This is a genomic window from Paenibacillus sp. FSL H8-0457 (assembly GCF_038051935.1).
GTDB lineage: Bacteria > Bacillota > Bacilli > Paenibacillales > Paenibacillaceae > Paenibacillus_AQ > Paenibacillus_AQ lautus_A.
This window is the reverse complement of record NZ_CP150293.1, coordinates 3,150,115-3,175,278: the sequence shown is the minus strand read 5'-3', so window position 1 is coordinate 3,175,278 and position 25,164 is coordinate 3,150,115. Positions and strand designations below refer to the sequence as shown.

Sequence of the window (25,164 nt, the reverse complement as noted above, 5' to 3'; positions counted from 1 at the left end):
TTCTGAACGAAGACCATGGATCATATCCGACTTTCCGATCTTGCGCAAATAGCGGGTTGCTGTTAGGATAATTCGAGTGGCAGCTAGCTGCCTAATCATATGGATCGAAAAGCAGGTGACCGATTATGAATTTGTTAAAAGAATTTAAAACCTTCGCACTCAAGGGAAATGTGCTGGATTTGGCCATCGGGGTGATCATAGGGGCAGCCTTCGGCAAGATCGTATCTTCGCTCGTGAGCGATATCATTATGCCGGTGATTGGCTTGCTTCTTGGCGGTGTGGATTTATCAGGGCTGAAGGCTACCATCGGGGACGCAACGCTGACATACGGAGTCTTCCTTCAAACCGTCGTGGACTTCCTGATCGTATCCTTCTCGATATTCATGTTCATCCGCACGCTCAACCGCTTCAAACGCAAAGAAGAGACCAAAGCCGAAGAACCGCCGGCTCCGTCGAAGGAAGAAGTTTTGTTAGCTGAGATTCGCGATTTGCTGAAACAGCAAAACCAGGCCTCCGAAAAATAAAACAGGATTCCATTAGAACGTGTTTTCAATCTGAAAACACGTTCTTTTTTTGATCCACTACGGATCACATGGCGATCCCTGCCGACCTTATATGATATTGACAGATCCGAATCACTAGAATTATAATTCATACTAATCCTACACAAATAGTATATTTTATAGAACGACAAATAACCGTCCAACCTTGGGCTGCCCGGAAAAGGAGAGATCCACATGCCAAATGTTCAAACGTTTAAAGCTACCGCCCAATTGCAAGAAGGAGTAAAAGTTATAACGAAAGCAAGACAATTCGAGCTGGTCATCGATGAGCCTCAAAGTCTCGGCGGTACGGATACCGGAATGAATCCCGTCGAAGCCTTGCTTGCTTCCTTGGGTGCATGCCAATCGATCGTGGCCCGTGTTTATGCGCCGAAATTCGATGTGGTGCTGGAGGATTTCAGGGTAGACGTCGAAGGCGACTTGGATCTGGACGGATTTTTTAACCGCTCCGAGGTACGCCCCGGATACTCCGACATTCGATATACGTTTTACATCAAGACACCATCGCCCGCCGATAAGGTGGAGTCGTTCGTGGCATTCCTGGAGAGTAAATGCCCTGTGGGCGATACGATTGCTGCGCCGGTGAATCTTAAGCTAAATCGCATCGTCATCGAAAACTGAACTCATGTACATAGAGGGATGCAAGACTTGCACACAGCAGTCCTGCATCCCTCTTTTATCTTATGCTTAAGAACTTGAGTCCACGCTGGGCTCTACCTTCCAAATCTACAAACGCGCCATCTGACCACCTTTGATCTCTAAAGGCTCGCCATCTACGCTAATCCATACGTTTAAGGCACTGGGGTTATGGATCATCCGGCTATCTGCCGAGAAACGAAGTTGGTCCAAGGCACTGCAGTATGCATAGATCTCGGCATTCGTGGCATACCAGATATCATTCCGGCCGCCGATCATGTCCCCGAACCGATCCACGAGATCCCAGTTGCGGTCGTTCTCGAACTCATAACTGTGGCCCCACACGTACAGGATGGCCATCCTGGAGAAAATCTGCCGCATATCCACGAACTTCTCGGCGTATTCCACCATATCTTTATGGTGACAAGTCGGATGCCACCGAAGCCAATCATCCGGCTTGTGAAACGAGCCATGGCTGTTTACCGTGCGAGCGTATTCCATGCCGACATATCTTAATAGGCCGATCACTTGTTCACTGTAAGTGCCGAACGGATAACTCATCCCCTTAATGGGGTAATGAACCAGAGCTTCTAACGCTTTCCGATCCTCTATAACCTGCTCCACCACTTGTTCCGTAGGTATTTGCTCCAGGAAGGGATGATCCACGGTATGCGCGGATACCTCATGCCCATGGTACAAGGATGCCACCTCCGAAGGGTCGATGTATCCGTCTTTGCCAAGCGTTCCGCTGTTCAAATGAAACGTGCCCCGCATTCCGTACTCATTCAGCTTCTTGACCAATTTCCGATCATATTCGCGGCCATCATCAAAGCTAAGCGTCAATGCCTCCTTGGCGCCATTGGGAAAACGGTCATATTGTATGCGCATTCAAGTTCCTCCCATTTAAGATATGGACTCGCATCATATCCTATTAAGTTTATTATACGATGATTGACACCGGGGATACATCTATTATTTCCTGTTTACGGCATATAGGAAACGACCATAGCCGATCTCAGCCGCATTTTTCATCAGCTCGACATTAAGCCAGGCCGCCAGCTTATGAAAGGGTTGATCCGTGAAAGGCCACTTGGTTCGTTCCGTCGAAAGAAAAGCATCGTCCGTCAAAGCCGCCGCTTCACGTTCCCATCGCAGTCTCAAATCGTTAATCCGCTCTCTGGCCTCTTGAACGCTTCCAGCAGAATGGATATCGTTGCGGGTCATCGCCCCGTTTCCGAACGAATGGTTCAGCACCATCGTCCACCAATAGGTGATATGCCATGTCAGCCAGGATATGCTGGGCGGGCCGATGTCGTACTCCTCGGATTCCGGCCATTCCGCGCGCCAGATTCCGGATTCGCGATAAACATGAAGCCCCTTCGAGGCAGGCCGCCAAAAAAACTCCTCGTCTTGAAGGCCCGTGAGATGCAGATCAAGCAACTGCCAAGCGATTTGGAACTGGAAATCAAGGGTGTTTCGAAGGATACAAGGCGGGTTAGCCGTATTTTCGTCCTGCATAGTACATACCTCCGTCATCGATTAACTATAATATAGACGTTATACATATTCGTCTATTAATATAAGGATATAATAAGCTATTGTTTATCACCAATCAATCCATGGATCTGAACATCAGCAAACAAAAAAGCCGCAAGGATGCGGCTTATCTGGTGCCCATGCCCGATTCGGATAAACGGGTGGCTTTGACGATATAGGAAGCCAGTCCGGGGATCATCCGGACGATGCCGGGATAGAAGCGATTGCTTTTGGCAAAAGCCAGATTCTGAATTCTTCTCGCCCTTCGAAGCAGCTGCGCAAAGGTGCGATTGGCTTCGTACGTGTAATGATTTTGCCATTGAGCGAAGTTGATTTCTCCGTTTAAATATTTGTCGGTCCAGCCGGAGCACAGCAGAGATGAACGCAGGGCAACCGACATTCCGTCTCCGCAAAGCGGCGGAAGCATCAACATGGCATCGCCTATGTGCGGATATTGCGACCACGGTTCCGGTCTGTCGGATAAACGAAGCGGGGCAATCGATACCTGGGTGCCTTCTACCGGCTCTCCTTCAGCCAACCGTTCAGTTAACCTGTTGTTCGAGCGCGATGCGGCTTTGAGAATTTCGGGTACCGATTTGCCGCTTCCTTGTACCGATTTCAAGGTCAGCAATGCAGCCACGTTGACCTTCCCATTCTCGACCGGCGATATCCCGACATAACCGCCCTCGCAAAAATACAACTCCACCCTGGAAGGCACAGTGATGCCGGCAAAGTGCGATTTTACGCCGACATATACGGTATCATCGCGATAGGTTTCGGCTGAAGCAACACCGCGCGGCTTCTTAGTACCGTAGGCTCCAATGACGGCTCTTGCCTCATACCGAATCTGCTCGTTCCCTTGCCTCGTTTCGATTTCATATCGATGATCGCCTCGCTTCCGGATCTCGGTCACGGCAGACCCCGTTACGATTTCCGCACCCGCGCTTACGGCACTCTCATGCAATAGGCGATCCAGCTCGTAACGGCTGATGCCGGTAGCCTTACCCGGTAACGGAGCGGTGATGACGCCGCCATGAGGCATCACGATAGAGGCATGATCCATCGCAGCGGGGTTCACCTCCTGGACTTGAAGATGGACACCCAGATATTCCAGCATCTCTCGGGTCTCTGGGGACATGAATTCGCCGCAGGTTTTGTGGCGCGGAAAGGATTGGCGATCCAGCAGGATCGTACGATGCCCCTGCTTGGCAAGCTGCAGGGCACAGCTCGTTCCGGCAACTCCCGCTCCGATGACCATTACATCGGCTTGCTTTGACATATGTGAACACCCGCCTTTTAGCTTGCATGAAGAATTAATCATCGGTTTTGGCAACCGATTATGGCTTCCTATCGTTTTGGGATAACAACGGAATAGCGGAACAACGGCTTCCATCGATAGGTTAAGGTGGCGTGATTAAGCTGCTTGTTCAGCTCTCTCCAATCTCTCCCCTTAAACCCCTTGGCAACCGATAACGGCCCATCGTGACGAATATAACGATTGCGGGAGATGAGACGCGTTGTGATCCAGACGGCCGCGTAAGGCACAGGATGCCGATGGATATCGTTAATGACGACGCCATGAACGGAAGTTCGCAGCATATGCGACACGATCTCCAAGAGCTGCTGTCCCTGAAAATGGTGGATGAACTGGGATCCGGTCACGATATCAGCCGACGCATCGGGCAGTTCCTTAACGTCCGCGCGGCGTACTTGAACCCTCGGTTCATGACGAAACAGCCGTCTCGCCTCTTCGCAGGCTTCTTCCGTCACATCGACTAAGGTAATGCTCAGCTCCACGCCCATTTGATCCGACCATTGCAGCAGCTTCTGGTTCACATCGCCGGAACCCGCGCCAACATCCATGATGCTAAGGGTGTTCGGACAGCCGACCGATTTCCAGAGCTTCACCACGCCGTCCAAGGTCGGGCCTGGTGCCGCGAATATGCGATTCAACCGCCTTAAATGCCGGAGCGCTTCGCTCAGCTCTTCTCCGCCCATGGAGAAGTCATCCATAAGCTCATCTTCTTGTGCCCGGTTGGACAGCGTTCTAAAGAAGGACATGGTCCTGCTCCTTAACCGATGGCGCATAAGCCTTCACATAGGTAAAACGCATAAGCTCCGCCGTCAAGCCAGGTCCGAAAGCCATGGCTACTCCTTCCGTCGAAGCTTCATTCCGTTCTTTCATCTTCTGGCGCATCGCGTTCAGCACGAACATAATCGTCACGGAGGAGAGGTTGCCTGCCGTTCTTAGAATCTCCCGGCTGTAGTGGGTTTGCTCGTCGGTCAAGCGCATGACTTCCTGCACCGAATCTACGATGCCCCGGCCGCCCGGATGAATCGCCCATAATTCCGGAAGCTTGTCGCCTCCCAGCAGAACACGAAGTTCATCCTCCAGATGAGCACCGAGCAGTTTGGGAATGCGCGGCGACAAGAAAAGATCAAAGCCCGTATTGCCTACCTCCCACGTCATATCCTCCGTTGAATCCGGGAGCAGGACGGAATATCCCGTGCCGAGCTCCACATAATGCCGATGCTCTGCTTCCGGCTGACCGATGACACAGGACGAGGCACCATCGCCGAAGAATGAGGCCGCAAACAATGCTTCCCTCTCCCGAACCGGCTGGAAGTGAAGCGTGCAAAGCTCCACGCACACGACCAGCACCTGCGAACCCGGCGCCCCACTCACAACATCCCGCGCCATTTGGATTGCTTTAAGACCAGCGGCACAGCCTTGGAAGATTAACGGCAAACGATTGACCCGCGGAGAAAGCCCCAGCTTCCGGATCAACAGAACATCCATCCCCGGCTGGTATTGACCCGTGCAGCTGACCGTAATGAGATGCGTAATTCGATCCGGAGACATGCCGGCATCTTTCAATGCCTTCTCGGCAGCCTCTACGCCAAGCGGGAGGGCCTCTCTCTTATATGTATCCATACGCTCTTCGGTTGTCGGAATGACGGACGCGTCATGGGAATGCAAATATCGGCACTTCTCCAAGGGATCCAAATAGTTGGATTCGCAAGTATAACGAGTTTCGACACCGCAGGATCGAAATACTCTTCGGGCAAAGCGGGCCAGATCAGGTCTGTCCTGCAGCGTGGATGCGATTAATTCTGCGATATCCGACTGAGCTACGGAATGCACCGGCAATGCCGTGCCCATCCCGAGAATCGCGACATCGGATCTACCGTTTGTTTGCTTCATGCTCAAACCTCCTGCAGTCTTGGAATTATACATGATTACCCACCCCGGGGCTTTTTGAACTCGTTTAACTTCTATTTGAGGTTAGGATAACCCGAACATAGCAAATCATATCCAATTCAAACCAAATCACTTGTAAAATCGCATCCGCAAACAAAAAAAACCACGATTCACGTGGTTTTTCAGACTCGACGATCCTTGTCATCAAAGGAAAAGCAATGGCTGTTGATCCTGAACGGATGAACGCAACGGATCTTCGGTTATATTACTTGCCGGGTTCAGCTTCGTCATCCTGACTTCCCAGAACTTCCGCATGGGCAAGAAGAACCCATTGGTTGGATTGGTCGTAACCGGATACCTCGGCAACCACACGATATCGAGGGTACATCCATTCGGGAGGGGTACCGGCTTCCAGAGCGGAGGTGTCCGTCAAACCGACCGCATGCGGCTCTAGCAAATGAATCAAAGTGCCTTGCGGAAAAAAGGCCTCGATCCAGCCTTCTACTCGTGCGCCTATAGGAAACATGCGCTGGATCCGCTGCCAGTCCTCCATCCAGACCAAAAGCTGCTTCTGCCAGAGCTCTTCGAATGCAGCTTGACTGATTTCTTCATAATAGGGTTCTTTCGGATCAAGTGGATGCTCCGCCAGCAAGAAATGACGGGAGTCATGCTTTCGGTTCGACGTGATCCAGCTGCCGTCCTCATCATGAACCATCTGCCTGTAAGCCGTTCCGTCGTGATCCACTTCAAAATACCAGGTCCCCATTCCCGGTTCCTGAACATCTTTCAGATATTTCAAAAATCGTCCTCCTATCAGCTGAGCAACCGTTCAAGAAATTCGGCCAAGTTCCGGTGGCGGCTCTCGCTATAACTTAAATAAACCCACACCTCGGGCTCCGGCTCTATGGCGTCGTCCGATTCGGGCCAAACCAAATATGCGATATCCTATATGCTTGCACAAGCCAGAAAAGAGAGTCGGCCCGTAGGAATGGTTTCAGGTGCCGAATCTTCCCAATTTTCCCTATTCGCTTCATAAGCGTAGTGCCTCTTCCATTCCAGATTCAGATTTACGAACCGTATGAGTGTTTTATATATGGCACCCGGTTTATTTTACCATATCCAGGTGCTTGGGCGCGGCGTCTTTTCTTTACTATATCAAACAAGCCTGATTGCGACTGCAATCAGGCTTCAAGATTTAAACATTATTTCCCCGACATCGTTCTGATCGGCGTACTGAACTGCTGCGCAAACTCATTTAGATAGATGATCCTTCCATCCACTCTCGACTGCTCAGCCGCGAATGCCATAAGGTGGCTTTGTACGGAACGGCTTGCCGATGTAAGTCCTTGATTGTTTCCTCCCGTTTGCACCAATCTCAGAAAATCCTTGATCAGACCCATATCTCCGCCGCCGTGGCCGACATGGCCGCCCCGGTCCGCAAAAGAAATTCGCTCGACCTTCCCGCTGTCAAAGTGAATGATCTCTATTTCGTTCTTCTCCATGGCTCCGCGGATTTCCCCGCGGGTTCCCATCAGCTTGATCGTGCGGCTGACATCTCGCGTAAACGCGCTCATCGTGAAGGCGACCGTCACGCTGTTGGCAAACTCCATATTGACGACCTGATGATCCACCACGTCATTGTCGCAATGGTATACGCATCTGCCGTACGGCCCCTCCAGCAGCGCTTGATATCGGGCATCATAACTCATATCGTCGCTGATCGCCGAGGTCGGCCAATTCGTGTCCTCGGTCAAATAATGATCAGGTGCATAATAGAGGCACTCATCCGAGACCGGACATCCGTCCAAGCAGCGCTTGGGTGCGCCTGCCGGTGCCTGCGCAGCCGTAAAATGGCCGAGCGAGCCGAAGGAGGATACCCGGACGCAATCCGAATCGGCAAGCCAGAGCAGCATATCCAGATCATGGCAGGACTTGGCCAGTATCATTGGGCTGGAATCTTCCGTCCGCCGCCAATTCCCCCGCACAAAGCTGTGCGCCTGATGCCAATAACCCACGTTCTCGTTATGCTGAATCGACATCAATCGGCCGATAGCCTCACGCTCCAGCAGCTCCTTGATGGTGGAAAAAAACGGCGTGTACCGAAGCACATGACAGATCGAAAATACCAAACCGGCCTGCGAAGCCATTTCACCCATCCGGATGCACTCTTCGGGATCCGGAGACATCGGCTTTTCCAGAAGCACATGGTAGCCGGTCTCAAGCGCCCGCATTGTCGGCTCGAAATGCTGCTTATCCTGGGTACATATGAACACGGCGTCCGCGACCTTGGGTGCTGTAAAAAAATCATTCCAGTTCTCGAAGCATGCCGCGTCTTCAAGCCCATGCCTTTCTTGAAACTGTTCCCTCCGCTGCCGATTCGGTTCTGCGACGGCGACCACCTCCATCTCATGGGGATGCTGCAGGGCATAGTCCATATAATTGATGCCCCGCAGACCGGCTCCGATCAGGGCGACCTTCACTTTATTCATCCGTTTCCTCTCCCTCCGTAGGTCTTATTCTTTCACGCTTCCGACCGTCATCCCTTTGACAAAATACTTCTGCAGGAACGGATACACGACCATGATCGGCAGTGCGCCCATGAAGATTTGGGCCGTTCGAAGCGTTTTTTCGCTCAAATTCTCCATCGCCTTGATCTGTTCGATCGAAATCGAGGTCATTTGGGAATTGATCGACATAATGAGGGTGGACAAATAGGTTTGCAGCGGGTATTTTTCCGGCGAATTCAAGTACAGGATACCGTCAAACCAAGCATTCCAGTGCCCCACGATGGTGAACAGACCGATCGTCGCAATGGACGGCAGCGAAACCGGCAGGTAAATTCGCCATAATATTCTCCAGTGTCCCGCACCGTCAATCGTTGCCGCTTCTTCCAGCTCCTTCGGGATTGTCCTGAAGAAGTTCAGCATCAGAACCATGTTCCATACGTTAAGCGCTCCGGGCAGAATCAAAGCCCACACGGAGTCGATGAGTCCGGTATTCTTCACGACCATGTACGTGGGAATCAATCCCCCGCCGAAAAACATCGTTATGGCAAAAAACCACACATACGGCGTACGGAACTTAAATTGATGATTCGATTTCGATAATGGATACGCCGTTATGAATACAAGAAGCATATTCACCGCCGTCCCCAACACGACCCGGGTAAGCGAGACGCGGAACGAACGGAAAAACTCTACCTTTTCGCCCAAGTACCGGTAAGCGTCCAGGTTAAAGCCCACGGGCCAGAGTCTCACCTCTCCCGCCATTGCGGCCGTATTCGAGCTTAGCGAAATCGAGAGCAAATGAACGAACGGAATGATACCGAGCAAGGTGATGAGGGACAGCACCAGCGTATTCGTGATTACAAACAGTCTTCTGCTGATCGTTGGTTTATGCATCTTCCTACCTCCACTCCAGCCTAAAAGATCCGATAATTGTTATATTTGTAAGCCGCATAGTACGTCACGGCCACGAGCGCCAGAGAGATGACGGATTTAAAGAAACCGACGGCGGCGGCAGGACCGAACTGCTGGCTGAACATGCCCAGTCGATAAACGAAGGTATCAATGATATCCGCCCCTTCATAAACCGTCGGGTTGTACATGATCAAGATCTGCTCGAAACCTGCGTTAAGAATGCCGCCAAGGCTCAACACGCCAAGCAAAATGAGAATCGGCGCCATGCCCGGCAGCGTGATGTGAATCATCTGCTTCCATCTTCCGGCTCCGTCTACTTCTGCTGCCTCATACAGCGTCGCATGGATTCCGGTGATGGCTGCAAGCATGACGATCATGTTGTAACCCATCCCTTTCCATACATCCGATCCGATGACGATCCCGCGGAACCAGTTATTATCCAGCATGAACATGATCGGTTCCATATGGAGCGCGCCCAGAAGGCCGTTCACCGGACCATTCAAGGAGAACAATTCGATGATGACGCCGCCGAGCACGGTCCAGGACAGAAAGAACGGCAGGAAGATGGCGGATTGGATAAAGCGCGAAAACCATCTTCGCGTGACTTCGTTGAGGAGCAGTGCCAATATCAGGGGCACCAGTAAAAACAAAACCATTTTAAATACGGAAATCACGATGGTATTCCACAGAACCTGCTTGAAATCGGGCAGTTCGAAGACATAGCGGAAATTATCGAAGCCGACGAAATCCGAGCGGAAGAATCCTGCCAGCGGCTCGAATTGCTGAAAGGCCATCACAAGGCCGGCCATGGGCCCGTATGCGTAAATCAACGTGACAATGACTCCCGGCAGCAGCATCAAATGCAGCAAATATTCTTTTTTCAGCGTTCTCACAGATGAAACCTCCCCGTCCATTTCAAACGGGAGGAGTCTGCCGGCTTCCTCAAGGGCTTCTCCTCCCGCTTTATCAATCCAAGATTATTTGGCGCCCTGCTGGCCGTACCAATCATTGACTTCCTGGGTGATCTGATCCCCGCCCAGCGATTTCCAGCTCTGAACGAATTTATCGAATTCGTCCAGCGAGGCCCCCATGACGATCTTGGTGAAGGTTTCCTGCATCAGCTTATCAAGCTGGGAGCCCTTCTCGACTTGAGTTGCCGTTGGCAGTCCGTAGAACTCGTTATTTACGTAAGCTTGATTCTCTTTGATTTGCCGCGTCATGCCCCAGCCGCCGTCTTTCGCCGCCCGGCTGAAATATTGGCCCCAGTTTACGCCTTTCGAGGCATTCGCGGTATTGCCTGCAAGATAATCCTTTGCCGCCTTGAAGACGTCCGCCACATTTTTGTAGTTCTCGTCATCCAGCGTGATTTCCGTTTGGTTTGCATCGAGAGCCTTGTTTACTTCCGTATAGATCGTTTCGATTTGTGCCGGATTATAGATCCGTGGGTTGAACCAATTATAGACGTATCCTTTTTCCGCTTTGTTCTGGTCCATGTATTTCTTGTTGCCCATCTCGATGTAGAAGTTGATCATTTTGATGGCGGCTTCCGGATTCTTCATTTTTTTGTTCACGACCACGAGTTTGTTGCTGCGGATTTTGGGAACCATGGACTTGCCCGGCCCGTCGAGTCCGGGAATCTGAAGGGCAATCCAGTCTGCCTTGGGATCCTTGTCAACATTCAGATTCAACGGCCAGTTCGGATACCACCATTCCCCGTAAGAAATGCCCACCTTGCCTGCCGTAATATCTTCAACGGACTTGTTCTCGTCCTTCAAGGCGAATTCTTTGTCCAGAATTCCCTCCTTGTACCAGGACTGCAGCTTGCCCAGCGCGGTCTTGACTTCCGGTTGTATGAGCCCGGGGATCAGCTTGCCGCTGTCGTCCTTGATCCAGGCCGATTGATTGTCCCCGATGGAAGGGTAAGCGCCAAATCCATTGAAGAAGCCCCTCAGGTCAAAGCCCCAAAAGAACAGATTCTTTTGCATGGCGATACCGTAGGTGTCGTTTTTGCCGTTTTGATCGGGATCCTGCTGCACAAAGGCTTTAGCAACCTGCTCCAGCTCATCCATCGTTTTCGGCGCCTGCAGATTCAGGTTATCGAGCCAGTCCTTCCGGATCCAGAGCAGCTGGGTGGACAGGAACGGATCCTCGAAACCGGGAATCGCGAGCAGCTTTCCGTCTGAGGTAAACGTCTTCATCGCAAAACCGCCGTCGGATTCCATGTATTTTTTCAATGCCGGCGAAGCGAAGTCGTTATAAGCTTGGGTGAGATCGGCAAGCATGTCCTGCTTCTTCAGCTTCTCGAAGTTCTTCTGGTCCAGCTCCATAATGTCCGGCAGGTCGGCCGAAGCCATGGCTAATGAAAACTTTTGCTCGAACTGGCTGGAAGGCACTGTCCATTTGTACTGGACTTCAATGTTCAGCATGTCTTTGAGATCTTTGAAGTAAGCATTCTGTTCGGGCGTAATCCCTTGCGGCGTCCGCGGGTCCTCGGGCGGATTGTAGCCAAGCACTTGCGTGACCGTTACCGTTTCAGGATATTTGCCGAGAGGATCCGGCGGCGTATTGGAGTTCGTCTCCTCGGCAGAGGTTTTGTTCGGTGTCCCCTCCGATTCGTTCCCCTGATTCGAGCATGCCGCCATTACCGAAAGCGTCATCGTGCTAATCAACATCATTTTCGCTAGTTTGGTCCATTTCATGATGGCTATATCCCCCTTGATCTGGCATATTCTTGATATCCGTGCTGCTTAGATATCATTATAGATTCCGCACGAAAGCGCTATCAATTTTAAGTTTTTTACATCCCTTTCACTTTTTTTACTTATTGTGCGTGTTCAAAAAGATCGATTTTCAGCACCGAAGCTTATGCTTTCGATGTGCGTTTTTTCAAAACGCTTCAGTTGGATGAAGCTAGGGAGTGAGGAGCGGAGCGTACGTTTTGGGTACGTGAGCACCGGAAATCCCGGCTGAATTCAAGATTCGATGCCGAGCTGCTTCCTGATTCGCTTCGTGTTAGATATAGAATTTATGAGTTATCAGTGGAACTGATGAAATTCTATATCGCAAGAAAACCTACCTACGCATCGCGGTCGCTCATCCTTGAAGTGGCCTCGATAGAGGTTTTCTTATCAAAAGCAGACTTTTTGAACTACCTATTATTGGGTATTTCGGTATTCCTGCGGGGTTACGCCCATCTTTTTCTTAAAAAACGTCGTGAAATACGACGGGGATTCGAACCCGAGCCGCACGGCAATCTCTTGTAATTTCATGTTCGTATGCTGCATCAGATGAAGCGCCCCCTCCAGCTTTTTCGCCTGAATATACTCCAGCAGATTCTGACCTGTCAGCTGCTTGTAGTAGCGCGAAAGATAGGATGGGTTAAAATGCACTTCCTCCGCTATGGCGGTCAACGAGACGTCCCCGGATATATGCTCCAGTATGTACCTGTGAATCCGGTCGATCACATCGAATTTCATGTCATCCTGCCTCAGCTGGCTGTTTCCATGTATCATCGCTTCGTGTTCCTTGGCCTTTTCGATATCGGCAACGACCATCTCTTGTCCCAGCGCCGCCCTGCTGAGCAGCATGGTCCGCAAAGCATGAAGCTGCTCTCCCGCCGTGTTCCATTGATGCAGAAGATTGCCCGATATCCCGAAAGAAACCTGAACGCCAAGCAGCTCTTCGCACTCATTTTGCACCTGCTCCAGGATGCCCCTCATATACGACATCATGCCCTGCCAATGAAGCACATCTTCCGGCTCAAACCTCCGATAACGGTCCAGAAGCTCCTCGCCCGGCTGCAGCAGCCATACCAGCAAGTCTTCATCCAGTACGGCATGCTCGCAGGCAAACGAGCTGGGCAGGTCGTTGATGAACATCATCTGAACGGCTTGCACCGCATTCTTCGCCTTGGCCTCCGGGGCCATTCCGATCCTTCCAACGAGAAGGAATGCCGGCCGATCTGCGTCGATACCGAACCCCACCTCTTCATAACGGGGCTGCGACAACAGGGAACCCAGGTCTTCCCCCTTCAATGCCTTTTGTATGAGTTCGCGCTTGAGCAGAGGCTCGGCCATTTGAAAATGCATCTTAGCCTTTTCTGCCTGGATTCTGCGTCGGTTCTCTTCATCCAGCCTGGAGGAAGCCTCTTGGACGGCTTGAAAGATCGGATCGATTCCTTCGGTTTTCAGGATGTAGTTATCCACGTTCTTGCGCAGGGCTTCGTGCACATATTCAAACTCGCTGTAACCGGTCAGAAAAATGATTCGGCAGTGCGGCCAATAATACGTAATTTCGTCAATCAGCTGAAGCCCGTTCTTATGGGGCATTCGTATATCGCTGACCAGGATGTCCAGCTTCACTCTCATGGCGATCTCCACCGCTTCCTTGGCGGAATAGGCTTTCCATACATCCAGGTCGAATTGCGTTTGCTCCTGAAAAAGCTGAACCAAGCCGTTCACGATGACGGGCTCGTCGTCCACGATCAACAGTCTGTACATCACGATGCCTCCTCTGATTCATGAATCATAATGATCAAATCCACCTTCAAACCGCCATGGACGCTGCGCGAGACGGTTAATCCGCTGCCGGGCCCATACTTGAGCTGAAGCCGGTTGTTCACGTTGACCAATCCGGTCTGCTCCACATGCTTCGAATCCATGGCAAGCTTGCCGCGCAGACGCTGCAGCATCTCATTCGTAAGCAAATTCCCGTTGTCCTCCACCGTGATACGCAGTCTGCCCTCCCGATAATCAGCGCTGATGTACAGCATGCCTTCCTCCATGCCATCCTCGAATGCATGCTCAAACGCATTCTCCACGATAGGCTGAACAATAAGTCTCGGTACGGTGATACCTTGGGGAATGTCCGCAAATTCCCTATGCTCATATGAAATCCGGTTCGAGAAGCGAATGCCCTGTATGTCGCAGTAATCCAGAGCATGCCTGTATTCCGTATAAAAAGGCACTTCGTCGGAGCCGCTTCTCGTGATGTACTGATAATAGCTGCCGAGCTTTTGCGAGAGCTCCGCCGCACTATCCGAATCTCCGACCTTGCACATCATATACACATTAAAAAAGCTGTTATATAAAAAATGCGGGTTAATCTGGGATTGCAGCTGCTTCAGCTGCGAGTGCTGCAGTGCTATTTTTTGCTCATAGTTTTCTTCGATCGACTGTTTAAGCTTCAAGGCCATCCTGTTGAAACCGTTAAACACGTAATGAAACTCATCCTTGGTTCTGGACTCGATCAGGATATTCAAATTATCGGTTTCGATCATATGAAAGGCTTTAACGAGCTTGGACAAAGGCCTGTGGATCATCAGATTGACCGAGAACGAATAGAGCACCATCACAATCACGGCAAGGATAAACAGCGTATAGAACCAGGTAATGAATTGGCTTATGGGGCGGGTGATTTCATTCTGATTCACATACATGACCAAGGACAGATCCAGCGAGCCGACTTCATTCTGAATGATAAAATAGTCTACGCCTCCCAATTCCCCCGTCTCCGGCGCATTTCGATCCGTATCCGGCTTGTCCAGGACATGATTCAAGATCTCTGTTGACTCATCGGCCGCAGGCGCCGTCGTCAAGATGGTGCTGCCTTCCCTGCTCCCCAGAAGGACTTCGGATTCCGGATACAGCTTGGCGATTTCGCTTAAAGCCCCGAGGAGCTTGGGCCGGGAAATCTCGATGTATGACCATACAGCCCCGTTGTTTTCGGTTTCGATCAGAAAGATCCGGTCGCCGCTCCTATAGAATGAAGGCTTGGGCATGACCGCCATCATGGACGATATCCGTTCCATTTCCTTGTTCGGGGTATTGGTCACTCCCGTCGTGGTCGAGATCGTTTTCCCGACATCCTTCACGTACACGCCGGCACTCACAACATATTCGCTGGAAACCATCAAGGTTGCCAGCCGATCCCTTACCTGGTCGATGAGCTCCACCTCTTCGTAATCCTCAAGCATGCTGCCTCGAAAACTAAGCTTCTGCAGATCCTTGTCATTTAACAGCTGCAGCTGCAGATTCCGGATAAAATACATTTCTTTATCGAGCTGCTTGGAATAGAAGGAGGCCCCCGCGGCCGCGGAGTTCAAGATAGACTCCTTGGTGACGGACATCCCCTTATAATTCAACCAAATATTCATCGAGATGAGAGGAAGTAACAATACGATAAATACGATGACGATTTTTTGATAAACAAACCATTTCGATGCTTTGCCCGCAGCCTGAAGTTTCATGCTTTTCCCCCAATCCGTTATCTCTCCATCCATTATCATCTAGTATAGGGGGGCCGGCTGACATTACAACGAATTATTTTTACATATTAGGTGCAAACATGACAGTCATGAGTTCCAGGCATAAAAAAAGCCCCGTAAGGGGCTTTTAAGCTGGTTTATCATTCAGCATAGGTATCGGTGCTGTTATGTGGTCATTTCGCACTGATGATTTCATACTTCGGCTTCACATTGTTAAAATCCGGGTTGGTTCCGCTGACCATTAAGCCCATGCCCCAATCGAAGTGAACATCCGCGGTCGGCACATCCGAAGCATCGCGATATTGGAACAGGATGTTTCGGCGCGTACGCTCGCTCCGGTTCACGTCCGACCCATGGATGGTCAAGTAATTGAAGAACAATACATCGCCTGCCTTGGCCGGACATGGAGTCCCCGAAGATAAAGGATGCTCTTTATGGTTCAAATAGTAAGCGCCGACATGCGGCAATACGCCCTGTTTATGAGAGCCGGGAACGACGCAGAGGCAGCCGTTCTCCATATCGGCGTCGTCGAGATGAACGCTGGCAGCAAGCATGGTGTGGTCCCGATGAGGGAAATACGGATAATCCTGATGCATGGGGAATGCGGCCCCGTTAGAAGGGGGCTTAACCAGCATTTTGGAGTGATGCAGCTGCACGTTCGGTCCGATGATCCCGTTCAGCACTTCGGTCATTCGAGGATGGATCGCGGCACGCATGAAAGCGGCATCATGATATTGCACGTCGTGAAATCCTTTCAGAACCAGCTTCTTAAGCTGTTCAGGCGGCAGGAAATCGCCCTGCCAGGCATGGTTTTGATCCGATTTGGCGCGTGCCGCCCTTTGGATGATCCCCTCAACGGCCGTTCGCATATCCTCGACTTCCTGTTGATTATAAACGCCTCGGACCAGCAGATACCCATTTTCTTTGTAAAATTGCACATCCTTCTCGTCAATCATCGCCATGCACCCTCTCGATATTTTATGGAATATCTAGTTTAATTATAGTGAGGGCAAGCGGGATCGTATTTGCACGGGGAAGACGACGTTTTGCAAAATTACGCCAGAAGGGAGCTGTACTGCCTTGTACCATTGGAGCAAAAGCGAGGAACGGCTTAATCGTTATGCAGGACGGTTAGAAGGCGAGAGCCTCTCGTTCCTTGTCCATTACTGGGGAACCGTTCGTCATTTGACGGCCAATTCCTTGCATCGGCATTCTTTCGTTGAAATTTGTTATGTAAACGGCGGAACCGGCGTGTATCTCGAAGGCGACAAGACATACCCCTTGTATCCTGGGGTCGCTTTCTGTACACGTCCAGGTCAGCTCCATCAGATCAAGGACGTTCACGATCTGAATCTGTTGTTCGTTGCATATGATGCCAGGGAGAAACCTTCAGCCTCGGATGTAACGGCGGCATACTTGGAGGCGCTTCGGCGATGTAACGTTTGGACCGAGTTTGCCAGCGAATCGCCGGCCATCCAATTATGGAAATCCATGCTGGTGCGTTCGGAAGCCGAAGACTCGCTGCCTGCTTCGCTTCTGCCCAAACTTGCGCATGCGCTGCTCGAATCCTTCCCTGCCCTGTTCGGGGCTGCCCGCAACCTCGATGCGGCTCCGAGCTACTCAACCACGGTGCAGCTTGTCCAAAGGGCAAAACTGTACATTCGAGATAATCTGAGCGGACCGTTATCCTTGCCGGAAGTGGCGACATACCTCAACGTGTCGGAGCGGCAGTTGTCCCGCTTGCTTGCGGGCAGCATCCATGAATCCTTTTCGTCCATGGTTCGCACCGAACGGATCCGGGCAGCTGAGCTTCTGCTGCAGCAAACCCATGATCCCATCAAGCTGATTGCGGAACGAACCGGATTCTCTTCCGTTCATTACTTCACAAGGCTGTTCACCCAATTCAAAGGCATCTCTCCTGCGGCTTATCGTGCCAAATGGTTCTTAGGGGCGGATCATTGATCCTAACCTGGATATTCGTCATTGTCGCATCTCAAGTATATTCCAAGCAAACGACGGCCTTGCCCAGCTCCCTCGAATAGAACAAGTACAGCGCGTCTGCTCCGTACGCCTGAAAGTAATAACCCGTCAATCGGCCAACATAGGTAAAAGTCTCTCCTTCCGGCGTACGCGGCACATGCATCAGATTGGTCTGCTCGAAGCGCAGCCAGTCCTCAAGAGATTCCCCCTCTTCCTGCAAATCCTGTTGTGCCTCTTCCGACATAAAGCCAATATCATCCAGCAGTCCATGGATCTCCGGGAAGCTTAATCCCCAGCCCTTCTCCTGCTTTTCCTTGTATTCATGAATCAGCGCGTCCGCCGATTCGGCAGCACGACCAAAAGACGAGTAAGGGAAGATATGCCCCTTCTCTTCATAGAACCGCTTGCGGGCCATAAAGTCCCGCTCATTGTCGGCATATGCTTCTGCCAGCGTCTCATGCTCCGGTTCCTGCTCAAGCAAAAAGTAGTTCCAATCCGCTTCGAATCGGTATTTTCCATTCACTACATCAAAACCAAGCATATCCTCCTTGGTATACGGCCGGTGTTCGGACACGGTTTCTTCGCCGACGCTGCCGTCGTATATTTCTTTGACGGACACAAAGTGCAGCCACTGATCCTCGCCAGGAAACAGGCACTGCAGATTCAAGGAAAGAATCGGAAGAAAATGCTTCCGGTACCGCTCCACGTCGCCATCGAATACATCCTCGTAAGCCGGAAAAGGACGAATATGGGATTTCGATATATTCATAATTTGCTCACTCCTTCAAATTAGGGGAATTTGCGTAATTGACGTATCGCTTCATTCTCTGTTCGAATACCGTATGATACCGGAAGGTCCGTGGATATCGATCTTCGCGAAGCTTCTCGGACAATACCGACTGACCTTCCTGATAACGGACCGCGAATTCACATTCATCATAGAATTTGCGGGAAAGCCGGCGAAGCTCGTGATCTTCGCCTTGGCTTCGCCAACCCATCTGGATCATATCCAGCTGATCCAACGGATCGCGATACGTGTCCAGCATGATGCAGGAAGTCGGGCCCTCCGTCTCCTGGAATACCAGAACATGGCCGGTGTTCACCGGACTATCGAAATACCGCTCATAGATCTCCTTTACGGGAACCGCTATGCCAAGCCGATCCATCACGGCTTTAAAGTTAGGGTGTACCCTATACTCGTCAGACAGCTCATCCGGATACCACACAAGCTCGGAGATCGAAGCCGTTATATTGAATTCATATTTCATCCCTTGCCGCCTCCTTGCTTGCTGCAGAATCAACGTCCTATTCGTATTCGTGATACCATCTTCCGTTCGTTTAATAGATTCTCTACATACGGGATATTCTACCATATATCCAATCAGAGATAGAATTTCTCGCGCTTAACCGCGATGACTCGGCGTGTTATAATTCGGTTAACATGCTGGAAGGGATGAAATGAATGCTGAAACTGGAAGCGGCTTTAACTAGATTCATAGAACAACAGGACTTGTATAATCGGGGTTTCGGGCTCTTCACCGATCATGAAATACGGCAGCGGTCCGAGGTCCGGCTGCCGCCCGTGGATGACCGTATCACGCTGTCCCCTGAGCTGACCTATCTATATAGCCATTATGAGATGATTGACGCTATGGCCGAAGGAACCCATAAAATGAAAAACGCGGCGGTTGAGATCGGCGAATCGGCTGTCATTTACTTTGTTTCTCCCGAGCATCTGGTCCGGCAGCAAATGGGCTATCGCTGGATTAGCGATAGGGGGGAAACCATAGAATCGAGCAATTGGCCAGCTCATCACGTTGTCATTGCCAATGTGAACGATGATCCGCTGATTGTAGATGTCCAAGCCAGTGGTTCACCCGTATATGCCGCTTTCGAAGGTGGCGAGCCTAAACTGATCGCGAATTCGCTTGCGGATTGCTTTCACGCGCTGTCCATCCTCATTGAAGGCGCTCTGCTTTTTCAAGGTGAAACCAGCGACGAAGAAACTTATGAGACGAAGCCTGATTTTCTCGCCCATGTGATGCCGCCACTGTCGGATCTTTTGGGAAGCGAGCAAATGGATGCCCTGCTGGAATATTTATCGCTTCGATAAACGAAGAGGGCTGCCTGCCAACATAAGCAAAGGACACACCTCATTAAGAGAATGTGTCCTTTGCTTATTAATCAACTGCCCACCGTCCCCCTAGTCTTCACTCTTCAGGCCCATATACCTCAAATTCCCAAATGGAGTATCCGTATATTGTAGCCCGGACTGTTCCGTACATCCGTACATACCGCGCGTCCGCTTCGTCAAAAGTTATCGTCTCAAGACCGCCCTTGCCTGTCGTGGTGCTGTATACATCTCTCCAATTCGCCTCATCGCTTGGATCGTCGGCTACCTGAATCCGGTAGCTCTTCCCATAAGCGGCCTCCCAATAGAGCCTGACTTCGTTTATCGTTCGCGTCTCTCCGAGATCCACATAGATCCAGCCGGGGTCCACGCCCCGCTTCGAACCGAAGCGCGTAGTTAAACTTCCGTCGTTAACGTACGGCGCGGTATCCTCCAATCCGTCATTGGACGAAGCCATGGCTGGACGGTGCAGCGCCAAATTGGTTTTTGGCAGAGGTTCCTCATTCTGAACGGGTCTGATCGTGACATCGCCGTAATGCTCTTTGCTCAAGAAGTTCATCTCGTGCAGTGTAGTTGCCGGCAAGCTTGATCCTGGCATATAAACATTCTCGAACATCAGATCCGTAATCTCGGCACCTTCCATACCCTTGATCTTGGCAAAACTTTCACCTGCGTCGCGCACCGTAATATCCGTCACTTTAACGTCTCTGACGGGTCCCACGCCGTTATTGCTTCCATTTACCGTGAACATGGTCATCCATGCGCTATTGTCCTCGTTCTTGCCGCTGATATCTTCGACGTCCATCGATTCGAATGTTACGTCACTCACCGCACCGGTGCCGTATTTATGATGAATGGCGAATCCCACAGCCGCTTTATAAACGACTCCGTTTCGGAATACGATATTGGATTGATCCTGCATGACGCCTTGACCGATCTTATAACCGTAGCATAAGGTCCAAGCGATCGTATCCTCGAATAACACATTGCGAACGGGCTCCGGATTGCCCGGCCATGGCACTTTGCCCGAGGCGATATCGGTATCCTCTTTCCAGGCTTTCGTGGAGAACGGGTCATCCAGCGAAATGACGATCGCATTTTGTACGACGACGTCTTGGGATTCGCAAATATCGATCCCGTCATTTTCCCCCATCCCCAAACTGTTGAACAGCTTCAGATTTCTGAAGGCAAGATCGTTAGAACGTACCGTGACCACCGCCCAGCCCGATGATTCTCTAATCACGATCCCTTCCATGACAAAATGGGAGGTAGCTATCGGAACAACGAGGTTATTGATCATTCCCTTGCCATTGGTTCCTTTGTCGTCGTGCAGCGCTTGCCCGTTGCCATCGATCGTGCCCCGTCCATAGATCCGGATATTCTCGGATTGAAATGCGGTTGAGATCCACCAGGTAGCCGGTCGTCCCATGGAATCCTTAAACCAGTGCTCGGTGTAATCGCTGGTTCGTCCTGTACCGACCAAGGTGGCTCCCGGCTCCATGTAGAGGGCCGTATTACTTTTTAATACCAAATTGCCGATTTCATAGGTTCCCGCCGGAATGTAGACAATACCCTGCGCACCGTCTCCTCGAGCGGTACCGTAATGACTGGCATCGTCAATCGCCTGCTGAATGGCCCCGGTTCTTACCGAAACTTCGGCCGCTGAAGAACCTGAGGATACAACATGATAAGGAGCGGATGTAATATTGAAAATGCCCTCGCCGGTTGAGGCGGGTGCATCCGTTTCGAGCGGATCCGCCGCGATGACCATACGCGTCTTGCGGTTATTCATCATCACAATCAAATACTCGTCCGATTGGGTCGTGAAAGTGATGGTTCGTCCTTCAATCTTATCGGCTTGGATGCCCAGCTTCTTGGGACTTATGGAGTATTCGTGTACCTTGTCCGTATTCAGGATCGTTAACTCGTAAGTGACAGGACCGTCGGACATGGAAAAATGCGCATAGTCATAATCGCTGAACCCCTTCACCACCGGGACGGGTACTCCGTTCGCTTTGAGCGTATAATTGACGGAGCTTTCATACCTTTCCGATGGCTCGTAGGCTACGATTGTAGCTGGAGTAAATGCAGCCCCTCCCTCCGATGCTTCCGCTTGTAGATTCACGGATGGTGCCAGCAAGGCAGCAGCAAGCGTAAATCCAAGTGCCGCACGAAACCATGTTTTGACGAATGACATTACATATTGCCTCCTTTTCGTTCGTTTTTCAAAAACCCTTTCATACCTGTCTGCTTCCATATAGCGCCTCTTCATTATAGACTTCATGGATAGGACGATTAATGAGGGTAATTCCACAAAAAGGGCAGATCCTATATGCTAATTCATTCGGGACGTACCCTCTCCGGTTTCATATTCTGGGGAACCAAGCTTGGAACATGTGACAAACCGTAACGAACGAAAGCATAGCGGTTTTGATAGATCGGGCTGTCCTGATCAAGGTCCTTATCCGTCCATCCGGGTTTATTCTTAAAGCTGTCCGGGCCGACCTTAAGGGGTTCCCCTTTCACATGATGGTGCGGACCTAGCAAGTTTCTGCAGCTTCCGATTAACTCTAGTTCAATCAGGTTCTCTCCTGAAATGAGATATTCAGAGATATCAACTTCGTACGGCTCCCATAAGAAAGTGTGGATTTCTTGTCCGTTTATGGTTAATCGCGTGACAATTGCATTCGGCCTAGCGTCAAACCGCCACAGCCATTTAGCACGGTTATCCAGACAGATGGAAACCGTCTGCGCCAGGCGGAGGCTTCCTGCGAAGAACGGCAAGCCCTGACTGACCAAATCTTCTGCCAGCGAACATTCGTGCGGACGTTCGGAAAGAATGAACGGGCCGTCCGAAAAAAGGACACCATCCCCTCCATCAACAAACGGCGATTCCGAGGTTACCGCAAAATCTCCTATGATATACACGCTCTCGAGCTCCGAATCAAACGTAAGCTTATTCGCCTCAGATTCAAATTGATTGGCACGCTTTATAGCCGTATACGTTTCGGGCGAGTTCCAAAAATTGAGCGCAAGCCTGATGGTATTTCGCCCGTGCTGAAGGCAGCCTGTAATATCTAATTTTTTGAAAGCAACGTCTCTCCACCAGCCACAACTATGGGATGCTACTTCGTTTCCGTTCACCTGGATTTTCGTTTTCTCCGGATTCTCTAAGACAAGATACAATTCCCGTTTCATCAAGGGATCAAATGCAACGGCAACCTCGAATTCCAATTCGATTTGCACCGGTGCTCCGATCTTCAGCAGCTCTTCCTGGATAAAAATAAGGGGCCGTGGTTTTGACCACTCGCCTTGTTCCACCCGATACCTGCACGTATCCAGCGTTAAACTGTTCTTATCGAGATAATCGATTCTCCACCGCTCACCCAATGGTAGAATCTGCCCTTCGGCATGCTGTTCTGTTACCGTAACAGAATCGTTTAGCTCCTCATGATCCGGGACGACCCGAATCATATAGGATTGAGCTGGATGCAGCGTCAAGTTCAACCGAATGCCGTCGGGCATTGCTTTATGGTTCAGCGGCTCGATCGCGCCGCTCTCCAAATGAATAAGAAAAGGCGAACCCTTTCGATGAATAGTCACCACCGTATCCGGATAGCGCTCTTCTCCGGAATTCACCAGGTAATAAAGATAAGAGCCGTCCAGCTCAAGTGTCTGAACGTTTACCATGTCCGAGATAATGGGATTCCCGATTCCGTCAGTTACAGAAATGGGAGGTGAAACCGTATCCGTAAGCATCTTCACCAAAGATAATCGACTCATATCAGGTTTCATTGCAGCGTCTACGACACGCATGATGTCTTCGCAACGTTCCCCATTGATCAAGTAAGGGTAAGGTTCGAAAGCGATCAATGTTCCTCCTTGAAGGATAAACTGATGCAGCAATTTCACGGTTACCTTATTTAAGGTAACACAAGGAGGGATGACAACGACCCGATAACCGACCTCTCCTACAATGAATCGTCCGCCTGCTACCTTACCATGACGTTCCATGATTCCCTCGCTGCCGTAATCATGCTCGATGAACGATTGACACATCCAACGGGACAACTGGGCAAACGCTTGATGGTAAGGCTCTATCCTGCATGAGTCCGAGCCCGCTTGCTCCACCCAAGCAGTCCGAATAGGATGCATCAGGAGTACCTCGGCCTGTCGCTCTCCCTCCATAAGCAGCATGGACAAACGGGCAAAATAATCGTTAAACCGGTGATAGTGCTCCCACCAAGGCTGCTGATAGAACAAGGATGGCGGATAGTCCCTTTTGCGCAGCCCTCTTAAGGAATAGGCCTGCAAGTGCTGACACATGAGATTCATGCCGTGAACGAATTGCCACTCCCCAATCCGCTTTAGATCCTGAAAGCTGATATTCCATCCGGTGCAGCCATAGCTCTCGGTGATGGCTTGTTTTTTGCCGAGTTGACGCACAACGGAGCTGACTTGTTTGGGAACAAGCGGCTCTTCGCTAACGGATCGGCCGAGCCAGTCGCAACCGGGAATTTGAAGGTACTCATAGAAGAGCAGCGGATCGCCTACTGAAGTCGCTTGGCTCATAAGCGTCTGCTCGTCCACGACATGTCCGGCGGAAGACCACCCCCGCTCCCCGCACCACGCTCCGATCTGCTTGGCGTAGGCTTCCGTGAACATCGTGGTAACACACGCCCAATAATCGTATCTTGTCCTGCGACAATTCTTCGTCTCCAGAAACAGTGACGGAAGTGCTTCCAGCAAGGAATATCCAAACCGGGTTTCAAAGTCTTCTTCCAGCTCCAGCGACCACGGAAAATCCCCCCGTCCAAACTGCGGTTCATCCGTGAATATTCCTTTGAGCACAGTGCCGTATTCATTGCCGAAATGTGCCCAGTAAGCTTCATAGATGGTCGTAATGAACGCCTTCACGGCCTGTTTGCTTAGCGTGTCGATATAGTACGGATTGACCTCGTAATATACACGAAAGTCAGGACTGCAAGGATCATCCGGAGTGAGTAACAGCAGCTCTTCACCGCTCTGAACATAATAGGCTAACGTCACGTTTTCTCCGTCCGTAAACGGAGCCCATTCATAAGCCAGCCGCTTCTGCTGATAAGCAGGGCCAAGCGCAGGCACCTTACCGTCGGCGAAACCGCTGGGCCAGCCGTTTTCGTCATACAGCCATACCTCAAGCCCGAGCTCCTGGCTTTTTTCGATGCAGGCCTGGATGGCCTCCATCCATTCCTCACCCATGTACGGTACCGTAAGTCCCCCGCGGGCATGTATGAAAAAACCGCCGATGCCAGCCCCGTGCATTTCTTCGATCTGCCGTAAGAGTTCGTTCTTATTCAGATCGTCGTTCCAGGACCAAAACGGCACCGTTCGATAACGGGTTGGAGGATGCTGCAGAAGGTTCCATATCGTCATTTTCTTATCCCACCTCG

The 25,164-nt window shown here is 50.9% G+C and carries 21 protein-coding genes; 4 read left to right on the top strand and 17 right to left on the bottom strand.

Features of this window, described 5'->3' with window-relative positions:
- The first annotated feature begins 125 nt into the window (after positions 1 to 125).
- Together mscL and MHI43_RS14180 are read left to right on the top strand one after the other, a co-directional pair.
- Positions 126 to 524, top strand: a complete 399-nt coding sequence (mscL, locus tag MHI43_RS14185; RefSeq protein ID WP_015735016.1) for a large conductance mechanosensitive channel protein MscL — start codon at positions 126 to 128, stop codon at positions 522 to 524.
- Between the two features lie 213 nt (positions 525 to 737).
- Complete coding sequence (locus MHI43_RS14180; protein ID WP_015735015.1) at positions 738 to 1,184, top strand: OsmC family protein; 447 nt, start codon at positions 738 to 740, stop codon at positions 1,182 to 1,184.
- 105 nt (positions 1,185 to 1,289) lie between these two features.
- On the opposite strand, the gene MHI43_RS14175 is transcribed toward MHI43_RS14180, so the two are convergent.
- The 13 genes from MHI43_RS14175 to MHI43_RS14115 all read right to left on the bottom strand — a co-directional run bounded on the left by MHI43_RS14175 (position 1,290) and on the right by MHI43_RS14115 (position 16,577).
- A complete protein-coding gene (locus MHI43_RS14175) occupies positions 1,290 to 2,087 on the bottom strand; it encodes a polysaccharide deacetylase family protein (RefSeq protein ID WP_036663297.1) in 798 nt (265 codons plus the stop codon).
- Positions 2,088 to 2,171: 84 nt separating this feature from the next.
- Positions 2,172 to 2,717 carry a DinB family protein gene (locus MHI43_RS14170; protein ID WP_036663299.1) on the bottom strand — a complete coding sequence of 182 codons (546 nt, stop codon included), beginning with the start codon at positions 2,715 to 2,717 and terminating at the stop codon, positions 2,172 to 2,174.
- 145 nt (positions 2,718 to 2,862) lie between these two features.
- Positions 2,863 to 4,014, bottom strand: coding sequence for an FAD-dependent oxidoreductase (locus MHI43_RS14165; protein ID WP_036663300.1), 1,152 nt, complete (start codon positions 4,012 to 4,014; stop codon positions 2,863 to 2,865).
- Positions 4,015 to 4,082: 68 nt separating this feature from the next.
- Positions 4,083 to 4,796 (bottom strand): methyltransferase domain-containing protein, encoded by a 714-nt coding sequence (locus tag MHI43_RS14160; protein WP_036663302.1) that lies wholly within the window; start codon positions 4,794 to 4,796, stop codon positions 4,083 to 4,085.
- Complete coding sequence (locus MHI43_RS14155; protein ID WP_036663304.1) at positions 4,783 to 5,940, bottom strand: type III polyketide synthase; 1,158 nt, start codon at positions 5,938 to 5,940, stop codon at positions 4,783 to 4,785. The genes MHI43_RS14160 and MHI43_RS14155 overlap by 14 nt, the downstream gene beginning before the upstream one ends.
- Before the next feature lie 262 nt (positions 5,941 to 6,202).
- A complete protein-coding gene (locus MHI43_RS14150; RefSeq protein ID WP_036663307.1) occupies positions 6,203 to 6,736 on the bottom strand; it encodes a hypothetical protein in 534 nt (177 codons plus the stop codon).
- Positions 6,737 to 7,139: 403 nt separating this feature from the next.
- Entirely contained in the window at positions 7,140 to 8,426 is a 1,287-nt protein-coding gene (locus MHI43_RS14145) for a Gfo/Idh/MocA family oxidoreductase (RefSeq protein ID WP_036663309.1), read from the bottom strand.
- Between the two features lie 24 nt (positions 8,427 to 8,450).
- Positions 8,451 to 9,338 (bottom strand): carbohydrate ABC transporter permease, encoded by an 888-nt coding sequence (locus tag MHI43_RS14140; protein ID WP_015735007.1) that lies wholly within the window; start codon positions 9,336 to 9,338, stop codon positions 8,451 to 8,453.
- 20 nt (positions 9,339 to 9,358) lie between these two features.
- Entirely contained in the window at positions 9,359 to 10,249 is an 891-nt protein-coding gene (locus tag MHI43_RS14135; protein ID WP_009595306.1) for an ABC transporter permease subunit, read from the bottom strand.
- Positions 10,250 to 10,333: 84 nt separating this feature from the next.
- Complete coding sequence (locus tag MHI43_RS14130) at positions 10,334 to 12,055, bottom strand: extracellular solute-binding protein (protein WP_036663313.1); 1,722 nt, start codon at positions 12,053 to 12,055, stop codon at positions 10,334 to 10,336.
- Positions 12,056 to 12,511: 456 nt separating this feature from the next.
- Positions 12,512 to 13,855, bottom strand: a complete 1,344-nt coding sequence (locus tag MHI43_RS14125; RefSeq protein ID WP_036663316.1) for a response regulator — start codon at positions 13,853 to 13,855, stop codon at positions 12,512 to 12,514.
- Complete coding sequence (locus MHI43_RS14120; protein WP_036663319.1) at positions 13,855 to 15,603, bottom strand: histidine kinase; 1,749 nt, start codon at positions 15,601 to 15,603, stop codon at positions 13,855 to 13,857. The genes MHI43_RS14125 and MHI43_RS14120 overlap by 1 nt, the downstream gene beginning before the upstream one ends.
- A gap of 191 nt (positions 15,604 to 15,794) precedes the next feature.
- A complete protein-coding gene (locus MHI43_RS14115) occupies positions 15,795 to 16,577 on the bottom strand; it encodes a phytanoyl-CoA dioxygenase family protein (protein ID WP_015735002.1) in 783 nt (260 codons plus the stop codon).
- Between the two features lie 124 nt (positions 16,578 to 16,701).
- Between MHI43_RS14115 and MHI43_RS14110 the strand changes: the two genes are divergently transcribed.
- The gene (locus MHI43_RS14110) at positions 16,702 to 17,583 is read left to right on the top strand and encodes an AraC family transcriptional regulator (RefSeq protein WP_036663322.1); all 882 of its coding nucleotides are present in this window, start codon (positions 16,702 to 16,704) and stop codon (positions 17,581 to 17,583) included.
- 31 nt (positions 17,584 to 17,614) lie between these two features.
- Here the strand turns inward: MHI43_RS14110 and MHI43_RS14105 are convergent, their stop codons facing one another.
- The gene (locus MHI43_RS14105) at positions 17,615 to 18,370 is read right to left on the bottom strand and encodes a hypothetical protein (RefSeq protein WP_036663325.1); all 756 of its coding nucleotides are present in this window, start codon (positions 18,368 to 18,370) and stop codon (positions 17,615 to 17,617) included.
- Positions 18,371 to 18,377: 7 nt separating this feature from the next.
- A complete protein-coding gene (locus MHI43_RS14100; protein ID WP_036663327.1) occupies positions 18,378 to 18,869 on the bottom strand; it encodes a hypothetical protein in 492 nt (163 codons plus the stop codon).
- A gap of 194 nt (positions 18,870 to 19,063) precedes the next feature.
- Between MHI43_RS14100 and MHI43_RS14095 the strand changes: the two genes are divergently transcribed.
- Complete coding sequence (locus MHI43_RS14095; protein ID WP_015734998.1) at positions 19,064 to 19,714, top strand: hypothetical protein; 651 nt, start codon at positions 19,064 to 19,066, stop codon at positions 19,712 to 19,714.
- A gap of 97 nt (positions 19,715 to 19,811) precedes the next feature.
- Here MHI43_RS14095 and MHI43_RS14090 read toward each other — a convergent pair whose 3' ends face one another.
- Positions 19,812 to 21,929 carry a discoidin domain-containing protein gene (locus tag MHI43_RS14090; RefSeq protein ID WP_036663331.1) on the bottom strand — a complete coding sequence of 706 codons (2,118 nt, stop codon included), beginning with the start codon at positions 21,927 to 21,929 and terminating at the stop codon, positions 19,812 to 19,814.
- 143 nt (positions 21,930 to 22,072) lie between these two features.
- On the bottom strand, positions 22,073 to 25,147 hold the full coding sequence (locus tag MHI43_RS14085) for a glycosyl hydrolase (protein WP_036663333.1): 3,075 nt from the start codon (positions 25,145 to 25,147) through the stop codon (positions 22,073 to 22,075).
- Between the last annotated feature and the right edge of the window lie 17 nt (positions 25,148 to 25,164).